The organism is Methylobacterium terrae, assembly GCF_003173755.1.
Classification (GTDB): domain Bacteria; phylum Pseudomonadota; class Alphaproteobacteria; order Rhizobiales; family Beijerinckiaceae; genus Methylobacterium; species Methylobacterium terrae.
The window spans coordinates 1,178,767-1,194,264 of the sequence record NZ_CP029553.1 but is presented as its reverse complement, the minus strand read 5'-3'; the positions used below and the strand labels follow the sequence as shown (position 1 = coordinate 1,194,264).

8 protein-coding genes and 2 tRNA genes are annotated in these 15,498 nt (G+C 71.1%); 3 read left to right on the top strand and 7 right to left on the bottom strand.

From position 1 onward, the window contains the following. Window positions 1-14 precede the first annotated feature (14 nt). Window positions 15-617, bottom strand: a complete 603-nt coding sequence (locus DK419_RS05335) for a glutathione S-transferase family protein (RefSeq protein WP_109958169.1) — start codon at window positions 615-617, stop codon at window positions 15-17. Between the two features lie 352 nt (window positions 618-969). Continuing rightward, window positions 970-5,661, bottom strand: a complete 4,692-nt coding sequence (gene gltB, locus DK419_RS05330; RefSeq protein ID WP_109958168.1) for a glutamate synthase large subunit — start codon at window positions 5,659-5,661, stop codon at window positions 970-972. 725 nt (window positions 5,662-6,386) lie between these two features. Between gltB and DK419_RS05325 the strand changes: the two genes are divergently transcribed. Both DK419_RS05325 and DK419_RS05320 read left to right on the top strand, forming a co-directional pair. After that, window positions 6,387-7,448 carry a threonine aldolase family protein gene (locus DK419_RS05325; RefSeq protein ID WP_109962139.1) on the top strand — a complete coding sequence of 354 codons (1,062 nt, stop codon included), beginning with the start codon at window positions 6,387-6,389 and terminating at the stop codon, window positions 7,446-7,448. 191 nt (window positions 7,449-7,639) lie between these two features. Further along, the gene (locus DK419_RS05320; protein ID WP_109958167.1) at window positions 7,640-8,611 is read left to right on the top strand and encodes a hypothetical protein; all 972 of its coding nucleotides are present in this window, start codon (window positions 7,640-7,642) and stop codon (window positions 8,609-8,611) included. 553 nt (window positions 8,612-9,164) lie between these two features. Here DK419_RS05320 and DK419_RS05315 read toward each other — a convergent pair. The 5 genes from DK419_RS05315 to DK419_RS05295 form a co-directional block, all read right to left on the bottom strand. Next, the gene (locus DK419_RS05315; RefSeq protein ID WP_109958166.1) at window positions 9,165-11,204 is read right to left on the bottom strand and encodes a M23 family metallopeptidase; all 2,040 of its coding nucleotides are present in this window, start codon (window positions 11,202-11,204) and stop codon (window positions 9,165-9,167) included. A 262-nt stretch (window positions 11,205-11,466) separates the two neighbouring features. Further along, window positions 11,467-12,324 carry a class I SAM-dependent methyltransferase gene (locus DK419_RS05310; protein ID WP_109958165.1) on the bottom strand — a complete coding sequence of 286 codons (858 nt, stop codon included), beginning with the start codon at window positions 12,322-12,324 and terminating at the stop codon, window positions 11,467-11,469. Between the two features lie 139 nt (window positions 12,325-12,463). Next, complete coding sequence (locus tag DK419_RS05305; protein WP_109962138.1) at window positions 12,464-12,955, bottom strand: Ros/MucR family transcriptional regulator; 492 nt, start codon at window positions 12,953-12,955, stop codon at window positions 12,464-12,466. A gap of 323 nt (window positions 12,956-13,278) precedes the next feature. Then, window positions 13,279-13,355 (bottom strand) — tRNA-Pro (locus tag DK419_RS05300). A gap of 83 nt (window positions 13,356-13,438) precedes the next feature. Next, window positions 13,439-13,515: transfer RNA gene (locus DK419_RS05295), tRNA-Pro, on the bottom strand. A 230-nt stretch (window positions 13,516-13,745) separates the two neighbouring features. Between DK419_RS05295 and DK419_RS05290 the strand changes: the two genes are divergently transcribed. After that, window positions 13,746-15,419 carry a histidine kinase famiy protein gene (locus DK419_RS05290; protein ID WP_245442837.1) on the top strand — a complete coding sequence of 558 codons (1,674 nt, stop codon included), beginning with the start codon at window positions 13,746-13,748 and terminating at the stop codon, window positions 15,417-15,419. Window positions 15,420-15,498 lie beyond the last annotated feature (79 nt).

Below are 15,498 nucleotides of genomic sequence, written 5' to 3'. Positions count from 1 at the left end.
GCCGGCGGCGGGTCTTAAGCGACCCCGGCGACGGTGGCGGATGTGGGGAGCGCGTCCCCGCAGCGGGTGAGCCAGGCCCGGATGGCGGGCCGGGATGTCAGATCGAATCCGCCCTCGTCGGCGAATTGCGTATAGGCGAACAATGCGACATCCGCGATGCTGACCGCAGTGCCGACGAACCACCGAGCGGCGGTCAAGTGTCGCTCCATGAGGTCGAGGGCGGCCTCGCCCCCGGATACCCGCTTCGGGTCGCGGGTCTCGGCCGGTTCGCCACGGTAGCGCATGTGAAAGCGGCAGACCGCGATGGTCGGCTCGTGGCTGTACTGCTCCCAGAACAGCCACTCGTCGATCTTCGCCTGTGTCCAGGGATCGTCCGGCAGCAGGGCTGAGCCGCGGGCGAGGTAGCGGATGATCGCGTTCGATTGGGCGAGCGTCCGCCCATCGTCGAACACCACGCCCGGGACTTGGCCCACAGGAAAGCGGGCCAGATACTCGGGCGTGCGGCTCTCGCCCTGCATGATGTCGACCGGCATCCAGGTATAGGCGAGCCCGAGGTGATCGGCGACGTACCGCACCTTGAGGCAGTTGCCCGACATCATGTCGCCGTAGACCTTCACCGCGGTCCCTCCTGTACATCCCCGATCGTCGACACGGCGCTACCCCCCTCTGCGCAGGGCTGTCCGGAGAAAAGAAATGCCGCGGGTTCTCTCCTCTCCCCGCGGGCGGGGAGAGGGCTGCTGACCCCTTGCCGGGTCAGCAGCGAGCCCACAGGGCGAGGGTGAGGGGGTTTTTCCGGAGGAGCCTCATCCGTCGACACCCCCTCACCCTCGCTCCGGCTGCGCCTCCGCTTGCTACGGACCCGCCAAGGGGTCCGTAGCCCTCTCCCCGCCCGCGGGGAGAGGGGAAAGCTGAGCCTTCTCCTTCCCCGGACAACCCTCCCCCGCAGAGGGGGGAGGGTTCAGGTCTGCGCTACTCCGCCGCCACCGGCATCCGGGCCCGCTCCATCTCGCGCAAAGCCCGCCGGTACTCGACCGGCATCACCTTCACGAACTTGGTGCGGTAGGTCTGCCAGTTGTCGATGATCGCCTTGGCGCGCACCGAGCCGGTATACTTCAGGTGGTTGTTGATGAGCCCGACGAGGCGCTCCTCGTCGTGGCCGGACATGTCGGCCAGGATGTCGATGCGCCCCTTGGTCTCGAGGTCGCCGTCCTGGTGGAAGCGGCGCATGAACTCGTCCTCCTCCTCGACCGGCTCGAGATCGACCATCGACAGGTTGCAGCGCTTGGCGAACGAGCCGTCCTCGTCGAGCACGTAGGCGATGCCGCCCGACATGCCGGCCGCGAAGTTGCGCCCGGTCTCGCCGATCGACACGACGACGCCGCCGGTCATGTACTCGCAGCCGTGGTCGCCCATGCCCTCGACCACCGCGATGGCGCCCGAGTTGCGCACCGCGAACCGCTCGCCGGCCGAACCCCGGATGTAGGCCTCGCCGGCGATGGCGCCATACAGCACCGTGTTGCCGACCATGATGGTCCGGTCCGACGGCGAGCCCAGCGCATCCGAGGGACGGATGATCAGCTTGCCGCCCGACAGGCCCTTGCCGACGTAGTCGTTGGCGTGGCCGGTCAGGCTGAGCGTCACGCCGGCGGCGAGCCAGGCGCCGAAGCTCTGGCCGGCGGTGCCGGTGAGCTTCACCGTCAGGGTGTCGTCCGGCAGGCCCTCGTGGCCGTGCGCCTTGGCGACCGCACCCGACAGCATCGCGCCCGCGGCCCGGTCGGAGTTGCGGATCACGTCCTCGACGGTCACGGCCGTGCAGGTCTCGATCGCGTCGCCGATGGCGGACAGGAGCCGCCGGTCGAGGACCTGGTCGATCGGGTGCTTCTGGGTCTCGACGTGGCGAAGCGCCACGGTCTCCGGCACGTCCGGCTTGTGGAACAGCCGGGTGAAGTCGAGCCCCTTGGCCTTCCAGTGCGAGATCGCCGCGAGCTTGTCGAGGTACTCGGACCGCCCGATCAGGTCGTCGAGCCTCGTCACGCCCAAGCTGGCCATCAGCTCGCGCACCTCTTCCGCGACGAAGAAGAAGTAGTTGATGACGTGCTCAGGCGTGCCCTTGAAGCGCTTGCGCAGCACCGGGTCCTGGGTCGCGACGCCGACCGGGCAGGTGTTGAGGTGGCACTTGCGCATCATGATGCAGCCGGCCGCGATCAGGGGCGCGGTCGAGAAGCCGAACTGGTCGGCGCCGAGCAAAGCCGCGATCAGCACGTCCCGGCCGGTGCGGATGCCGCCGTCGGCCTGGAGCGCCACCCGGCCGCGCAGGTGGTTGAGCACCAGGGTCTGCTGGGTCTCGGCCAGACCGATCTCCCACGGCCCGCCGGCATGCTTGATCGAGGTGAGCGGCGCCGCGCCGGTGCCGCCGTCGAACCCGGAGATGGTGATGTGGTCGGCGCGCGCCTTGGCGACGCCGGCCGCCACCGTGCCGACGCCGACCTCCGCCACCAGCTTGACCGACACGTCGGCCGCCGGGTTGACGTTCTTGAGGTCGAAGATCAGCTGGGCCAGATCCTCGATCGAGTAGATGTCGTGGTGCGGCGGCGGCGAGATCAGGCCGACGCCCGGGGTCGAGTGGCGGACCTTGGCGATCTTGGCGTCGACCTTGTGGCCGGGCAGCTGGCCGCCCTCGCCGGGCTTCGCTCCTTGAGCCACCTTGATCTGCATCATGTCGGCGTTGACGAGGTACTCCGCCGTGACGCCGAAGCGGCCCGAGGCCACCTGCTTGATCGCCGAGCGGCGCGAGCGGCCGTCCGGCAGCGGCCGGTAGCGCTCGCGCTCCTCGCCGCCCTCGCCCGAGTTCGAGCGGCCGCCGAAGGAGTTGACGGCGATCGCGAGCGTCTCGTGCGCCTCCTTGGAGATCGAGCCGTAGGACATCGCACCGGTGGCGAAGCGCTTGACGATCTCGACCGCCGGCTCGACCGCGTCGATCTCGACCGGCGCCCGGCCGATCTCCGCCGCGCTCTTGATCCGGAACAGGCCGCGGATCGTCTTAAGGTGGTTCTCCTGCTCGTTCACCATCTTCGCGTAGGCGCGGTAGCGGTCGGGCAGGTTGAGCCGCACCGCGTGCTGGAGCGTCGCGACGGTGTCGGGCGTCCAGGTATGGGCCTCGCCGCGCAGGCGGTAGGCGTACTCGCCGCCGACATCGAGGGCGGTGCGGTAGACCGGTGCGTCGCCGAAGGCGTCCTGGTGGCGCCGGCCCGTCTCCTCGGCGATCTCGGCCATGCCGATGCCCTCGATGGTCGTCGCCGTGCCGAAGAAGTCGCGCTCGACGAAGGTCGAGTTCAGGCCGATCGCGTCGAAGATCTGCGCGCCGCAATAGGACTGGTAGGTCGAGATGCCCATCTTGGACATCACCTTGAGCAGACCCTTGTCGATCGACTTGATGTAGCGATAGACGATCTCCTCGTCGGTGAGCTCGGGCGGCAGCTCGTCCTTCATCGCGATCAGCGTCTCGAAGGCGAGGTACGGGTTGATCGCCTCGGCGCCGTAGCCGGCGAGGCACGCGAAGTGGTGCACCTCGCGCGGCTCGCCCGATTCGAGCACGAGCCCGACCGAGGTGCGAAGCCCCTTGCGGATCAGGTAGTTGTGCACCGCCGCGGTGGCGAGGAGCGCGGGGATCGGGATCCGGTCCGGGCCGACCGCGCGGTCGGACAGCACGATGATGTTGTAGCCGCCGCGCACCGCCGCCTCGGCGCGGTCGCAGAGCCGGTCGAGGGCGCCGTCCATCGCCTGCGCGCCGGTCTCGGCCGCGTAGGTGATGTCGAGGGTCTTGGTGTCGAAGCGGTCCTCGAAATGGCCGATGCAGCGGATCTTCTCGAGGTCCGCGTTGGTCAGGATCGGCTGGCGCACCTCGAGGCGCTTCTTGCGCGAGGTGCCCTCGAGGTCGAGGATGTTCGGCCGCGGCCCGATGAACGAGACGAGGCTCATCACGGCCTCCTCGCGGATCGGGTCGATCGGCGGGTTCGTCACCTGCGCGAAGTTCTGCTTGAAGTAGGTGTAGAGGAGCTTGGGCTTGTCGGAGAGCGCCGAGAGCGGCGTGTCCGTGCCCATCGAGCCGACGGCCTCCTGGCCGGTCACGGCCATCGGCTGCATCAGGAGCTTGAGGTCTTCCTGGGTGTAGCCGAAGGCCTGCTGGCGATCGAGCAGCGACACGTCGGTGCGCGACTCGCGCGGCTGCACCGGGCGCAGGTCCTCGAGCACGATCTGGGTCCGCTTCAGCCACTCCTTGTAGGGATGGGCGGCGGCGAGCTCGCTCTTGATCTCCTCGTTGGAGACGATGCGGCCCTTCTCGAGGTCGATGAGCAGCATCCGGCCCGGCTGCAGGCGCCAGGACGAGACGATCTTCTCGTCCGGGATCGGCAGCACGCCCATCTCGGAGGCGAGCACGACGAGCCCGTCGTCGGTGACGAGGTAGCGGGCGGGGCGCAGGCCGTTGCGGTCGAGGGTGGCGCCGATCTGGCGGCCGTCGGTGAAGCAGAGCGCGGCCGGGCCGTCCCACGGCTCCATCAGGGCGGCGTGGTACTCGTAGAAGGCGCGCTGCTCCTCGCTCATCAGCGGGTTGCCGGCCCAGGCCTCGGGCACCAGCATCATCATCGCGTGGGCGAGCGGGTAGCCGCCCTGCACGAGGAATTCGAGCGCGTTGTCGAAGCAGGCAGTGTCGGACTGGCCCTCGTAGGAGATCGGCCAGAGCTTCGAGATGTCGTTGCCGAACAGCTCCGAATCGACGCTGGCCTGGCGCGCCGCCATCCAGTTCACGTTGCCGCGCAGCGTGTTGATCTCGCCGTTATGGGCCACCATCCGGTAGGGGTGCGACAGGCGCCAGGTCGGGAAGGTGTTGGTGGCGAAGCGCTGGTGCACGAGCGCCAGCGCCGAGACGAAGCGCTCGTCCTTCAGGTCGAGGTAGTAGTGGCCGAGCTGGTTCACCAGCACCATGCCCTTGTAGACGATGGTGCGCGAGGACAACGAGACCGGGTAGAATTCCTTCAGCCGCTCGTCCTTGAGCGTGTAGACCGCGTTCGAGATCACCTTGCGGACGAGGAACAGCCGGCGCTCGAAGGCGTCCTGGTCGGCGCTGGAGGCCGGGCGGCCGATGAACACCTGGCGGTGGCGCGGCTCGCTCAGCCGGACGCTCTCGCCGAGGTCGCTCGGGTCGACCGGCACGTCGCGCCAGCCGAGCAGCGCTAGACCCTCGTCGGCGATCGCCTTCTCGACGATCTTCTCGACGGTCTGAAAGCCTTCCTCGTCGCGCGGCATGTAGAGCTGGCCGACGCCGTAATGCCCGGCCTCCGGCAGGCTGATGCCGAGGCGCTCGGCCTCCGCCGCGAAAAAGCCGTGCGGGACCTGCACCAGGATGCCGCAGCCGTCGCCCATCTTCGGGTCGGCGCCGACGGCGCCGCGATGGTCGAGGTTCTCGAGGATCTGCAGGCCCTGCTGGACGATGGCGTGGGTCTGGCGGTTGTGCATGTCGGCGATGAAGCCGACGCCGCAGGCATCCTTCTCGTTGCCCGGGTTGTAGAGGCCCTGGCGCGCCGGCAGGGCCGGGTCGCGCACGACGAGGGCGGGGACCGCCTGCCCGCGGGAGGGGTGCTGGGACTGGTCCGTGCCGCTCATGGTCTGGTCTCCCAAGGTCCGGTTCTTCGTATCGAGGCGCGCGGGCGCGGGCGCTCGGTGATGGTCGACAAGGGCCGGGCGAACCGGCCGCGAATAGGGCGGCCTGCCTCTCGGGCAGGCGAACCTGCCTCAGCGGCAGGCTATCCCGCCGTCACGGGCGGGCGAAGTGGTGCGGACAGCCGCGAGCGGCGCCGCGGGCGGCTCGGCCGAGGGCACGGCCACCGCCTTATCGTTCTTCAGCCGCGGGAGGGTCGGTCGCGTCTCGCGAAGGGAGCGCCCGCACCTCGCGAGCGCCCGGCAGGCCTGGTTTCAGGCCGCGTGCGCCCGCACCGCCCGAATGGCGGCGCGTTTGGTATCTCGTTTGGCCGTCGTGCAAGCCACAAGCCAGCGCCCTTGCGACCCGGGGGCACGGGGCCCGGCCGGGAAAATGGGACAGCGGTACTGTCCTAACTCGCGGAACCTGCCAGATTTCAATCGGTCCAGCAAGAGGCCATTCCGTCCGGGCTTGTGCTTTTCTTGCGTTTCGCGCCGGGGAGCCGCAACGAAATGCCGAATTCGGATGGAGCTGCGCATCTTTCCCCCGTGACGGGACCGACATGATCGACGAGGCGCGACCGGCAAGGCATGCCGGACAGGACATGGCCGGCATGAGCGGCGGCGTCTCGTCCCGCCCGGTCCCGGCCGGCATGATGCCGGTCCGCAGGATCGAGGAGCCCGGAAGACCCATGAATTTCGCGAGCGACAACGTGGTGGGCGCGAGCGCTCCGGTCCTGGAGGCGATCGTACGCCACAACGGCGGCGCGATGCCGGCCTACGGCGCCGACCCGCTGACGCTCGGGCTGACCCCGCGCTTCCGGACGCTGTTCGAGCATCCCGACCTCGCGGTCTTCCCGGTCGCCACCGGTACCGCGGCCAACGCGCTCGCCCTCTCGGTCATGGTGCCGCCCTTCGGCCTATGCCTCTGCCACGAGGAGGCGCACGTGATGGAGGACGAGTGCGGCGCGCCGGAATTCTACACCCACGGCGCCAAGCTGCACGGCCTGCCCGGTCCCGGCGGAAAGATCGCGCCCGACACCCTCGACGGGTTCCTGAGCGGCCTGACCCGCCACGTGAAGCAGATGCCGCCGCGCGCGCTCACCCTGTCGCAGCTCACCGAGAGCGGTCAGGTCTACACGGTCGAGGAGATCTCGGCCCTGAGCCGGATCGCCCACGCCCACGGGCTCACGGTCCACATGGACGGGGCGCGCTTCGCCAACGCGCTCCAGGCCCTCGGCTGCTCGCCCGCCGAGATGACCTGGCGCGCCGGCATCGACATCCTGTCCTTCGGGGCGAGCAAGAACGGGGCGCTCGCTGCCGAGGCCATCCTGGTCTTCCGCTCCGACCTCGCCGAGACGCTGGAGTTCCGCCGCAAGCGCGCCGGGCACATCCTGTCGAAGGGCCGCTTCCTCGCAGCCCAGCTCGACGCCTACCTCGCCGACGACCACTGGCTGGCCAACGCTGCCCACGCCAACCGGATGGCGGCCCGCCTCGCCGCCGGCCTCGCCGAGATTCCCGGCTTGCGCCTGGCCTGGCCGGTGCGGGGCAACGAGCTGTTCCCGATCCTGCCGGCCGGCCTCGACGAGGCGCTGCGCCGGGGCGGAGCGGTCTACTACGACTGGGCGAGCCGCAGCCTGCCCGCGGGAGAGATGGTGCGGGAGGGCGAGCGGATGATTCGCCTGATCACCGCCTTCTCGACCACCGAGGCGGAGGTGGAGGAGTTCCTAGGGCTCGCCCGGCGCGCGGCGTGACGCGGTGCCTTCCGCCGAAAGGCGGACCCCCGCTGCGGCCGCGCTCCCGCATTCCCGCCTCAATCCCGCGGTTAACAGACCCTTGTCCGAGCACGAGGGGAATGCGGGTCTCGAGAGAGCCCGGCACGACCCCGGAAACAAGGGAATGCGGGACGATGACTGCAAAGCCGTCGAAGACGGGACCGCGGTCCGTGACGGGCGCGGCGTTCCTCGCCGCGCTCGCCGCCACGCTGCTCGGCAGCGCGGCGACGATCCGGCCCGCGCAGGCGCAGGGCTACCGGGTCGTCATCGAGGACGAGGACGACGCGATCCTGCCGCCGCGAGCGGTGATCTTCCGCCTCGGCCGGGCCGGCTTCTCCGGCATGAGCCATCCGCGCTTCGACGGCGAGACCTACCGGGTCGAGGCCGACAGCCCGTGGGGCAACCGGGTGCAGCTCGTCGTCGATGCCCGCACCGGCCGCATCCTCGACCGCGAGCGCCTGGAGGCGCCGCTGATTCCCCCCGGCACGATTCCCGGCGGCCGCCGCCCCGGCTACGGCTGGACCGAGGCCGATATGCGCCCGCCGGCGCCGCGCGACGGGATCTTTCGCGAGCGCGGCCCGCGCGATGGCGGCTTGCGTGACGGCGGCCTGCGCGACGGCGACGCCTACGCGCCGGCTCCGCTCTCCCGCGGCGTGCCGCTGCCGCCGGTCGGCGAGCGCCCGGAGGAGCGCCGCGTCGCCGCCCGCCCGCTGCCGCCGGCGGCGCCCCCTACCGAAGCGCCCTCCCCCGCCGCCCGCGTCGCGCCGGCCCCCTCGGCCCCGCGCGCCGGCGGCCCGAACCCGCTCGGCCTGAACCCCGACAGCCAGGCCGCCCGCACCGGCGCCGCGCCGCGCCGGGAGAGCGTGCCAGAGGGCGGGAAGCCCGAGGCACCCCGCCGGTCCGCCGCCCGCACGAAGCCGCCCGAGAAGATCGAGACCCCCGCGGCCCTCGTCCCGCCCCTGGCCCCCAAGGCGGAGCCCGCGGCGAAGGAAGCCCCGCCCGCGAGGGCCGCCGAGGCCGCTGTGCCCAAGCCTGCGGAGAAGGATGGCGGCTGGAAGACCCCGCCGGACGGCAACCGCCCGGTGCGGGTGATCGGCGGCGTCACGCAGGTCCCGGGCAAGGACGAGCCGGCGAAGGATTGACCTCTTCGACGGGGATCGACCAGCCATCCCGTTCGCGGCCTCATCCTGCGGCGCCGCAGCGGAGCGTAGGCCTCGAAGGAGGGCTCCGGAAGCCTCGCGATCCCTGGAGCCCTCCTTCGAGGTCGGTCGATCCCTGATCGACTGCCACCTCAGGATGAGGTCGCGGACGAGAGGGTTGGATTTCCTCGATTTGACATTGATTTGATCTGTTACATATAATTTTAATTATAATCTACACTGACGTGACCCTGATGTCTCGGCGCGCTCGATTTGGCCGGCCGGACCCACGTTCCCCCTCGTCGTTCACGGGCCGCGCCGCGAAGCCCGAAACCACGACACGCAGGTGGCCGAGGGTGAAACGGGCGGGCGATTCCGCTTCCTGAAGACGCAGCTTCGGTTCCGGATTCCGGTCCGCGCTTTCGCGGCCCCGAACGACCCGGAGGGTATCCCCTCCGAAGAAGGGCCATCCGCGCTGCACCTCGCTCGGAACCCCCGAATGGTCCACCGGACCGGGCTGTGATCCCGCCGACGCCCACCGACGGGCCCGCTTCCGTCAGCGCATCGCCTCGCGCTGCGCCAGCGTCGTCGGTGCGCCCGATTTCTGGATCAGCCCGTCGATCTGGTCGCGCTGGCGGCGGAACTCGGCGAGAAGCCGCCCGTCGAGCTCGCGGCCGCGGGGCACGCGGATCTTCATCGGGTCGACGAAGTGGCCGTTGATGATCACCTCGTAGTGCAGGTGGGCGCCGGTCGAGAGGCCGGTCGAGCCGACGTAGCCGATGATCTGGCCCTGGCGCGCCTTGGCGCCGGCGCTGACGCCGCGACCGAACCGCGACATGTGGTTGTAGGTCGTGACGTAGCCGTTGGCGTGCTGGATCTCGACCCGGCGGCCGTAGCCCGAATCCCACTCCGCCTTGATGACCGTGCCGTTGCCGGCGGCGAAGATCGGGGTGCCGATGCGGATCGACCAGTCGACGCCGGTATGGAGCTTGGCGTAGCCGAGCACCGGGTGACGGCGGTAGCCGAAGCCGGAGCTCATGTTGCCGTCGGCCACCGGCTTGCGCAGCAGGAACTTCTTGAGCGATCGGCCGGCCTCGTCGAGGTAGTCGACGCTGCCGTCGTCGGGCGACTGGAAGCGGTAGATCCGCCGCGCCTCGCCGCCGAGGTTGAGCGCCGCGAACAGGATGTCGGGCCGCTCGGCCGAGCCGCCGGATTCCTCGTCGTAGGTGTAGAATAGCTCGATCCCGTCGCCGGTGGCGACGCGGCGCTGGAAATCGACGTCGTAGCCGAAGATCCGCACCAGGTCCTCGACGGTCGAGCGCGGCAGGTCGTGGCGCGCCGCGGTCTCGTAGAGGCTGGCGTAGAGGCGGGCGCCCGAACCCTCCTCGTCGTCGTCGGCCTCCGGCTTCGGGGCCGGCTTCTGGGCGGCGCCCTCCGGCACCGGCGGGGCCACCGACACGAAGGCGCCGCGGTCGTTCATCGCGGCGATCGCCTCGACGCCGGACTCGCCGTAGAGGATCACCCGGGTGAGCTGGCGCGGGTCGCCGGCCCGCGGGCCGGGCCCGATCTGGAGGCGCATCTGCTGCCCCTCCCCGACCGCGCCGGACCGGCCCCGGGTGCCGAGAGCCGCGAGAATTGGGCGGACCTGCTCGTCGAGGCCGCCATTGGCCCGGAGCACGCCCTCGAGGGTCTCGCCGCGCTTGATCGCGACGTCGCGCTCCTCGACCAGCGGCGCGTCGCGCTCGCGCTCGATCTTGGCGAGGTCGGTGACGTTCTCGCGCATCACCCGGACCTCGATCGACTTGAACGGGCCGGACGAACCGCCGAAATCCCCACCCCCGTCGAGCCCCGGCAGCGACGTCATGCTGCGCAGGGTCCGCGAGAGCATCAGCTGGGGCGCGATGGGCAGGGCCGCGCGCCGGCCGGCTTCCGCGGCGAGCCGCCGCTCCTCCTCGATCTGCGCCGCCACGTCCTCGTCCGAGAGGGCGAGCGCGCCGGCCGGGACCGCGAGGTCGCCGAGGTCGCGCTTGACCACCGAGACCTCGGCGTCCGGCGCGTCCGTGGAGCCTTGCACCTCCGGGGCGCGGTCGATGCCCGGATCGGTGAAGAAGCGCATCGGGTCGAAGGGCGGAATGTCGGTCGCGGCCATCCCGGCGGTGGCCGAGAGCGCGGTGGCGATCCGCACGAAGGGCCGGACCTTGATGATCTCGCGCTCGCCCGCCCGCAGGGTCACCGGCGCCTTGAAGCTCTGCTTGGCGAGCGCCACCATCGGGTTGCGCACCAGCCGGTCGCCCTTCCGGACGAGGTTGGTGCCGCCCTCGCTGGCGACGGGCCGGGGCGCCACCGTCACGGCCTGCGGCAGTTCCGCGAAGGTGATTTCGCCCTGCAGCGACACCCAGATCGCCGAGCCGATCAGCGCGGCGCCGGTCATGCCGGTGAGCACGCAGGCGGTGAGCCAGCGCAGGTTGACGTCGCGGCGGTCGGCCCGCGGCGAGGCGGCGCCGGAGAGGTCGAGCGGCGGCTCGCGGCCCGGATCGGCCGACCGGCCGCGGGGCGCCTGCTGGGATCCGGCCGGGTCGAGGCGCGCGCGCTTCACCGTAACTCCTAAGCCTTGCTTCGGGCGCCCGGGGTGGCGCGACGGCGGGCGCCGCGGCCGGGCGGGGAGCGTTCCGCGCCGCCGCGACCATGCGTGGCGCACGCAGGGAAATCAACGCCGGGCCGGTTCCGCATCCCCAGGGGGACGGGACCGGAGCATCGCGGGTCTCTCCGGCGCCAGCATGTCAGGATTGAGGCGCGACGGCTCAGGATTGAGGCGCGACGGCGTCGCGGCCGAATGCACGCGGCCCGGGACTTTGCGCTCAGCCGGGGACGAGGGCGGTGGCGAGCCAGCAGGCCGCGCCGAGGCGCACCGGCCCACCCCCGGGCATCGCCGCCCGCACCGCCGCCACGGCGCGCGCCCGCAGATCCGGATCGTCGAGGTCGCGCAGCAGGCCGGAGACCGGCCCGACCGTGACGGCGAACCGCGTCGCCGCCTCGGCGTCGCCGCCGATCTCGATGTCCCGGTCGATCGCCGCGACGGCGACCCGCGCGAATCCCGCCCGCTCCAGGAGGCCGGCCAGCGCCTCGCCGTCGGCGAACCGGAACGGCCCGGGACTGTCCGGCGGCGACGGCGCGGGCGCCGGCACCACGCTCAGCACCGCCTCCCGCGCCACGTTCACCCACGGGTTCTCCGGCAGGGCGCGCCAGCACAGGAAGGCCAAGCGCCCTCCCGGCCGCAAGGCCCGCCGGATGTTGGCGAAGGCCGGCAGCGAGGCATCGAAGAACATCACCCCGAACCGCGACAGGGCGAGGTCGTGCTCGGGCTCGAAGGGATGGGTCTGGGCATCGGCCTCGATCCAGGCGACCGGGGCGAAGGCCACCGGGGCGCCGGATCCCGCCCGGGCCTCCGCCCGCGCGCGTCCCCGGGCCAGCATCGGCCGCGACACGTCCACCGCCGTGACCGCACCGCCCGCGCCGACCTGCCCGGCCGCCCGCAGGGCGGTGTCGCCGCAGCCGCAGCCGACATCGAGCACGCGCTCGCCGGGGCGCAGGCCCGCTCCCGCGAGCAGCGCCTCGGTCAGGGGCGCGAAGACGCGGTCGAGCTCCTCCTGCATGGTGGTCCAGCGCTCGCCGACGGCCCCGTTCCAGTAATCCACCTGGGAGATCGGCTCCGGCATCGGCGTCCCTTTCGTCTCGCATTCGCCGCGGACGGTACCGCCCGGGCCGGGCCGGAGACAAGGCGAGACGGAGCGGGAGCGGACGGCGTCGGGGCGTCCGGCTCTTCAGGTCGTCCTGCTTCTCACGTCGTCCGGCTTCTCACGTCGTCCGGCTTCCCTTGGGCCGCCCGCGCCGTGCCGCGGGCGCGATCCCCGGGGCGCCGTCGCCGTTGCCCTCGGCCCCGCGCAGGCGGCGCCGGCCCAGCCCGCTGTTCTTGGCGAGCTCGGAGCGCTGCGAGGCGTAGTTCGCCGCGACCATCGGGTAGTCGCGCGGCAGGCCCCACTTCTCGCGGTACTCGTCCGGCGTGAGGCCCCGGCCGGCGAGGTGGCGCTTGAGCGTCTTGTAGGGCTTGCCGTCCTCGAGGCTGATGATGTGGTCCGGCGTGACCGTCCGGCGGATCGGGATCGGCGGCTCGGGTTTCGCCGGCTCGGGCGCGGGCGGCGCCATGAGCTGGGTCAAGGTCGAGTGGATCGCGCCGATCATCGGCGGCAATTCGTTCGGCGGAACCGCGTTGTTCGATACGTAAGCCGTGATGATGGCGGCGCAAAGATCGACCACGCGGTCACCAGAGCCGTTCTCCTCGACGTTCATCATCCCACCCCGTCTTCTTTCCTGTCGAAAGAATGCACGACAACGGTCGAACGTCAAACAGACTGAGCGTCGACGGCGGGTTAAGCCTGTGGACGTAGCGGCTCTTCATCAGTCAAGTACGGTGGGACAAGACTAACTTATGTTTATGAGGCAGGCTACGCTCTTGGATGTACGTGGCCCGCCCGGACGGTGTCGGCGCGCTCGCGCCGACGGCGCGCCGGCCGCGTCGCGGGCGTCGTCGGTCACGTGGCCGAGGCGGCACAGTGCCGGTCCGAGCGATCTGTGGATGAGGTGTGGAAGGATCCGCCCGGTCGGCGGATGAATGGTCGGAGTGGCAGGATTTGAACCTGCGACCCCCACGTCCCGAACGTGGTGCGCTACCAGACTGCGCTACACTCCGACGCGCCCGAAGGCGGTTTGTATCGTCACAACATCCTGTACAGATGTTCGTGATCTCGGGAAGACTCAGGCTCGTGAGAGCGCTGGTCGGAGTGGCAGGATTTGAACCTGCGACCCCCACGTCCCGAACGTGGTGCGCTACCAGACTGCGCTACACTCCGAACGGCCGGCCGCTGGCCGACGAGGGGGCTTATAGCGAGGGCTCCCGGGGGCCGCAAGGCCGTTCGTGCGGGATGGCCGAGTTTCTTGGAGCCCGGCTCCCGGACGGCGGCCCCAAGGCCCGGGCGCGCCGTCCGGGAAGGCCTTGCGCGATTGGCTCCCGCCCCCCATTGTCGCGCTTCAAAGAGTAGGCGGCACCGGCGGGGTGGCGGATGGCGAGCCGGGTGGCGGCGTGAGCGAGGACGATCAGGCCGGAATGCCGGAGCCGGAAGCGTCGCATTCCGCGCAGGCGCCGTCCCTGGCGCATCTGAAATCGGCGACGATCCGCGAGCCCGGGCTCGACGACCGCGGCAGCGTGTTCTTCGCCGCGATCGAGATGACGCGGATGCCGATGATCCTCACCGATCCGCGGCAGCCCGACAACCCGATCGCCTTCGCCAACCGGGCGTTCCAGGACCTCACCGGCTACGCCGAATCCGAGCTCGTCGGCCGCAATTGCCGCTTCCTTCAGGGCCCGGAGACCAGCCGCGAGACGGTGGCCGAGCTGCGCCAGGCGGTCGCGGAGCGCCGGGCGATCGCGACCGAGATCCTCAACTACAAGCGCGACGGCTCGCCGTTCTGGAACGGCATCTTCATCGGCCCGGTCTTCGACGAGGCCGGGGAGATCGTCTACTTCTTCGCCTCGCAGCTCGACGTGACCCGGCGCAGGGTGTCCGAGCAGGCCTTCCGCCAGGCGCAGAAGATGGAGGCGATCGGCCAGCTCACCGCCGGCCTCGCCCACGACTTCAACAACCTGCTGCAGGTCGTGACCGGCAACCTGGAGCTGGCGCGGGGCTCGGTCACGGCGGAGCGGGCGCAGCGCCAGCTCGCCAACGCGGCCGGCGCCGCGGAGCGCGGCGCGAAGCTGACGAAGCAGCTCCTCTCCTTCGCCCGCAAGGCGCGGCTCGAGCCGCGCTCGCTCAACCTCAACGCCCTGGTGCTCAACCTCGCCGAGGTGGCGGAGAGCACGCTCGGCAGCACCGTCTCGGTGCGCCTCGATCTCACCCCGCGGCTGCCGGCGGTCACCCTCGACCGCACCAACCTCGAGATGGCGCTCCTCAACGTGCTGATCAACGCCCGCGACGCGATGCCGGCGGGCGGCACGGTGACGATCTCGACCGCGTCGGTCCACCTCAACGGCAACGCCCGGGCCCGCAACCTGCCTCCCGGCGACTACGTGGCGCTCCGGGTCCGCGACGAGGGCGAGGGCATGCCGCCCCACGTCGCCGAGCGGGCGACCGAGCCGTTCTTCTCGACCAAGGGCCCGGGCAAGGGCACCGGGCTCGGGCTCGCCATGGCGCACGGCTTCGTGCAGCAGTCGCGCGGGCGGCTCGAGATCGAGAGCCGGCCGAAGACCGGCACGAATCCGGGCGGCACCACCATCACGATGCTGTTCCCGGCCGGACCCGGCGCGGCGGCCGAGGAGGAGCCCGCCGAGCAGAGGGCGATCCTGCGGCGCGGCGACGAGACGGTGCTGGTGGTCGAGGACAGCGACGACGTGCGGGCGCTCGCCCGCGAGTACCTCGAGAGCCTCGGCTACCAGGTGCTGGCGGCCCGCGACGGCGAGGAGGCCCTGGATATCCTGGGGCGCGAGGCGCGGATCGACCTCCTGTTCTCCGACATCGTGATGCCGGGCGGCGTCAACGGCCTGATCCTGGCCGACCGGGCGCAGAGGATGCGCCCGGACCTGCCGGTGCTCCTCACCACCGGCTACAACGAGGACCTGGTGGCGGAGGGCCCGAGCGTCCCGACCATGGACGTGCTCGGCAAGCCCTACCGCAAGGCCGAGCTCGCCGACCGGATCCGCGCCGCCCTCGACCGCGGCGTGAAGGCCATGCCGGCCCCGGGCGAGCCCCATCACGGCTGAGGCACGGGCAGGCTCGGAAACCGGGGTGTCGTCACTTCAGTGACATCGGGCGTGAGCAGAACGGCCGCGCTCATCCTCC

Bases quoted from the DNA above. Each gene is read 5' to 3' on its own strand.
- gltB (WP_109958168.1), bottom strand. From the start codon at position 5,661: ATGAGCGGCACGGACCAGTCCCAGCACCCCTCCCGCGGGCAGGCGGTC.
- DK419_RS05325 (WP_109962139.1), top strand. From the start codon at position 6,387: ATGAATTTCGCGAGCGACAACGTGGTGGGCGCGAGCGCTCCGGTCCTG.
- DK419_RS05310 (WP_109958165.1), bottom strand. From the start codon at position 12,324: ATGCCGGAGCCGATCTCCCAGGTGGATTACTGGAACGGGGCCGTCGGC.
- DK419_RS05305 (WP_109962138.1), bottom strand. From the start codon at position 12,955: ATGAACGTCGAGGAGAACGGCTCTGGTGACCGCGTGGTCGATCTTTGC.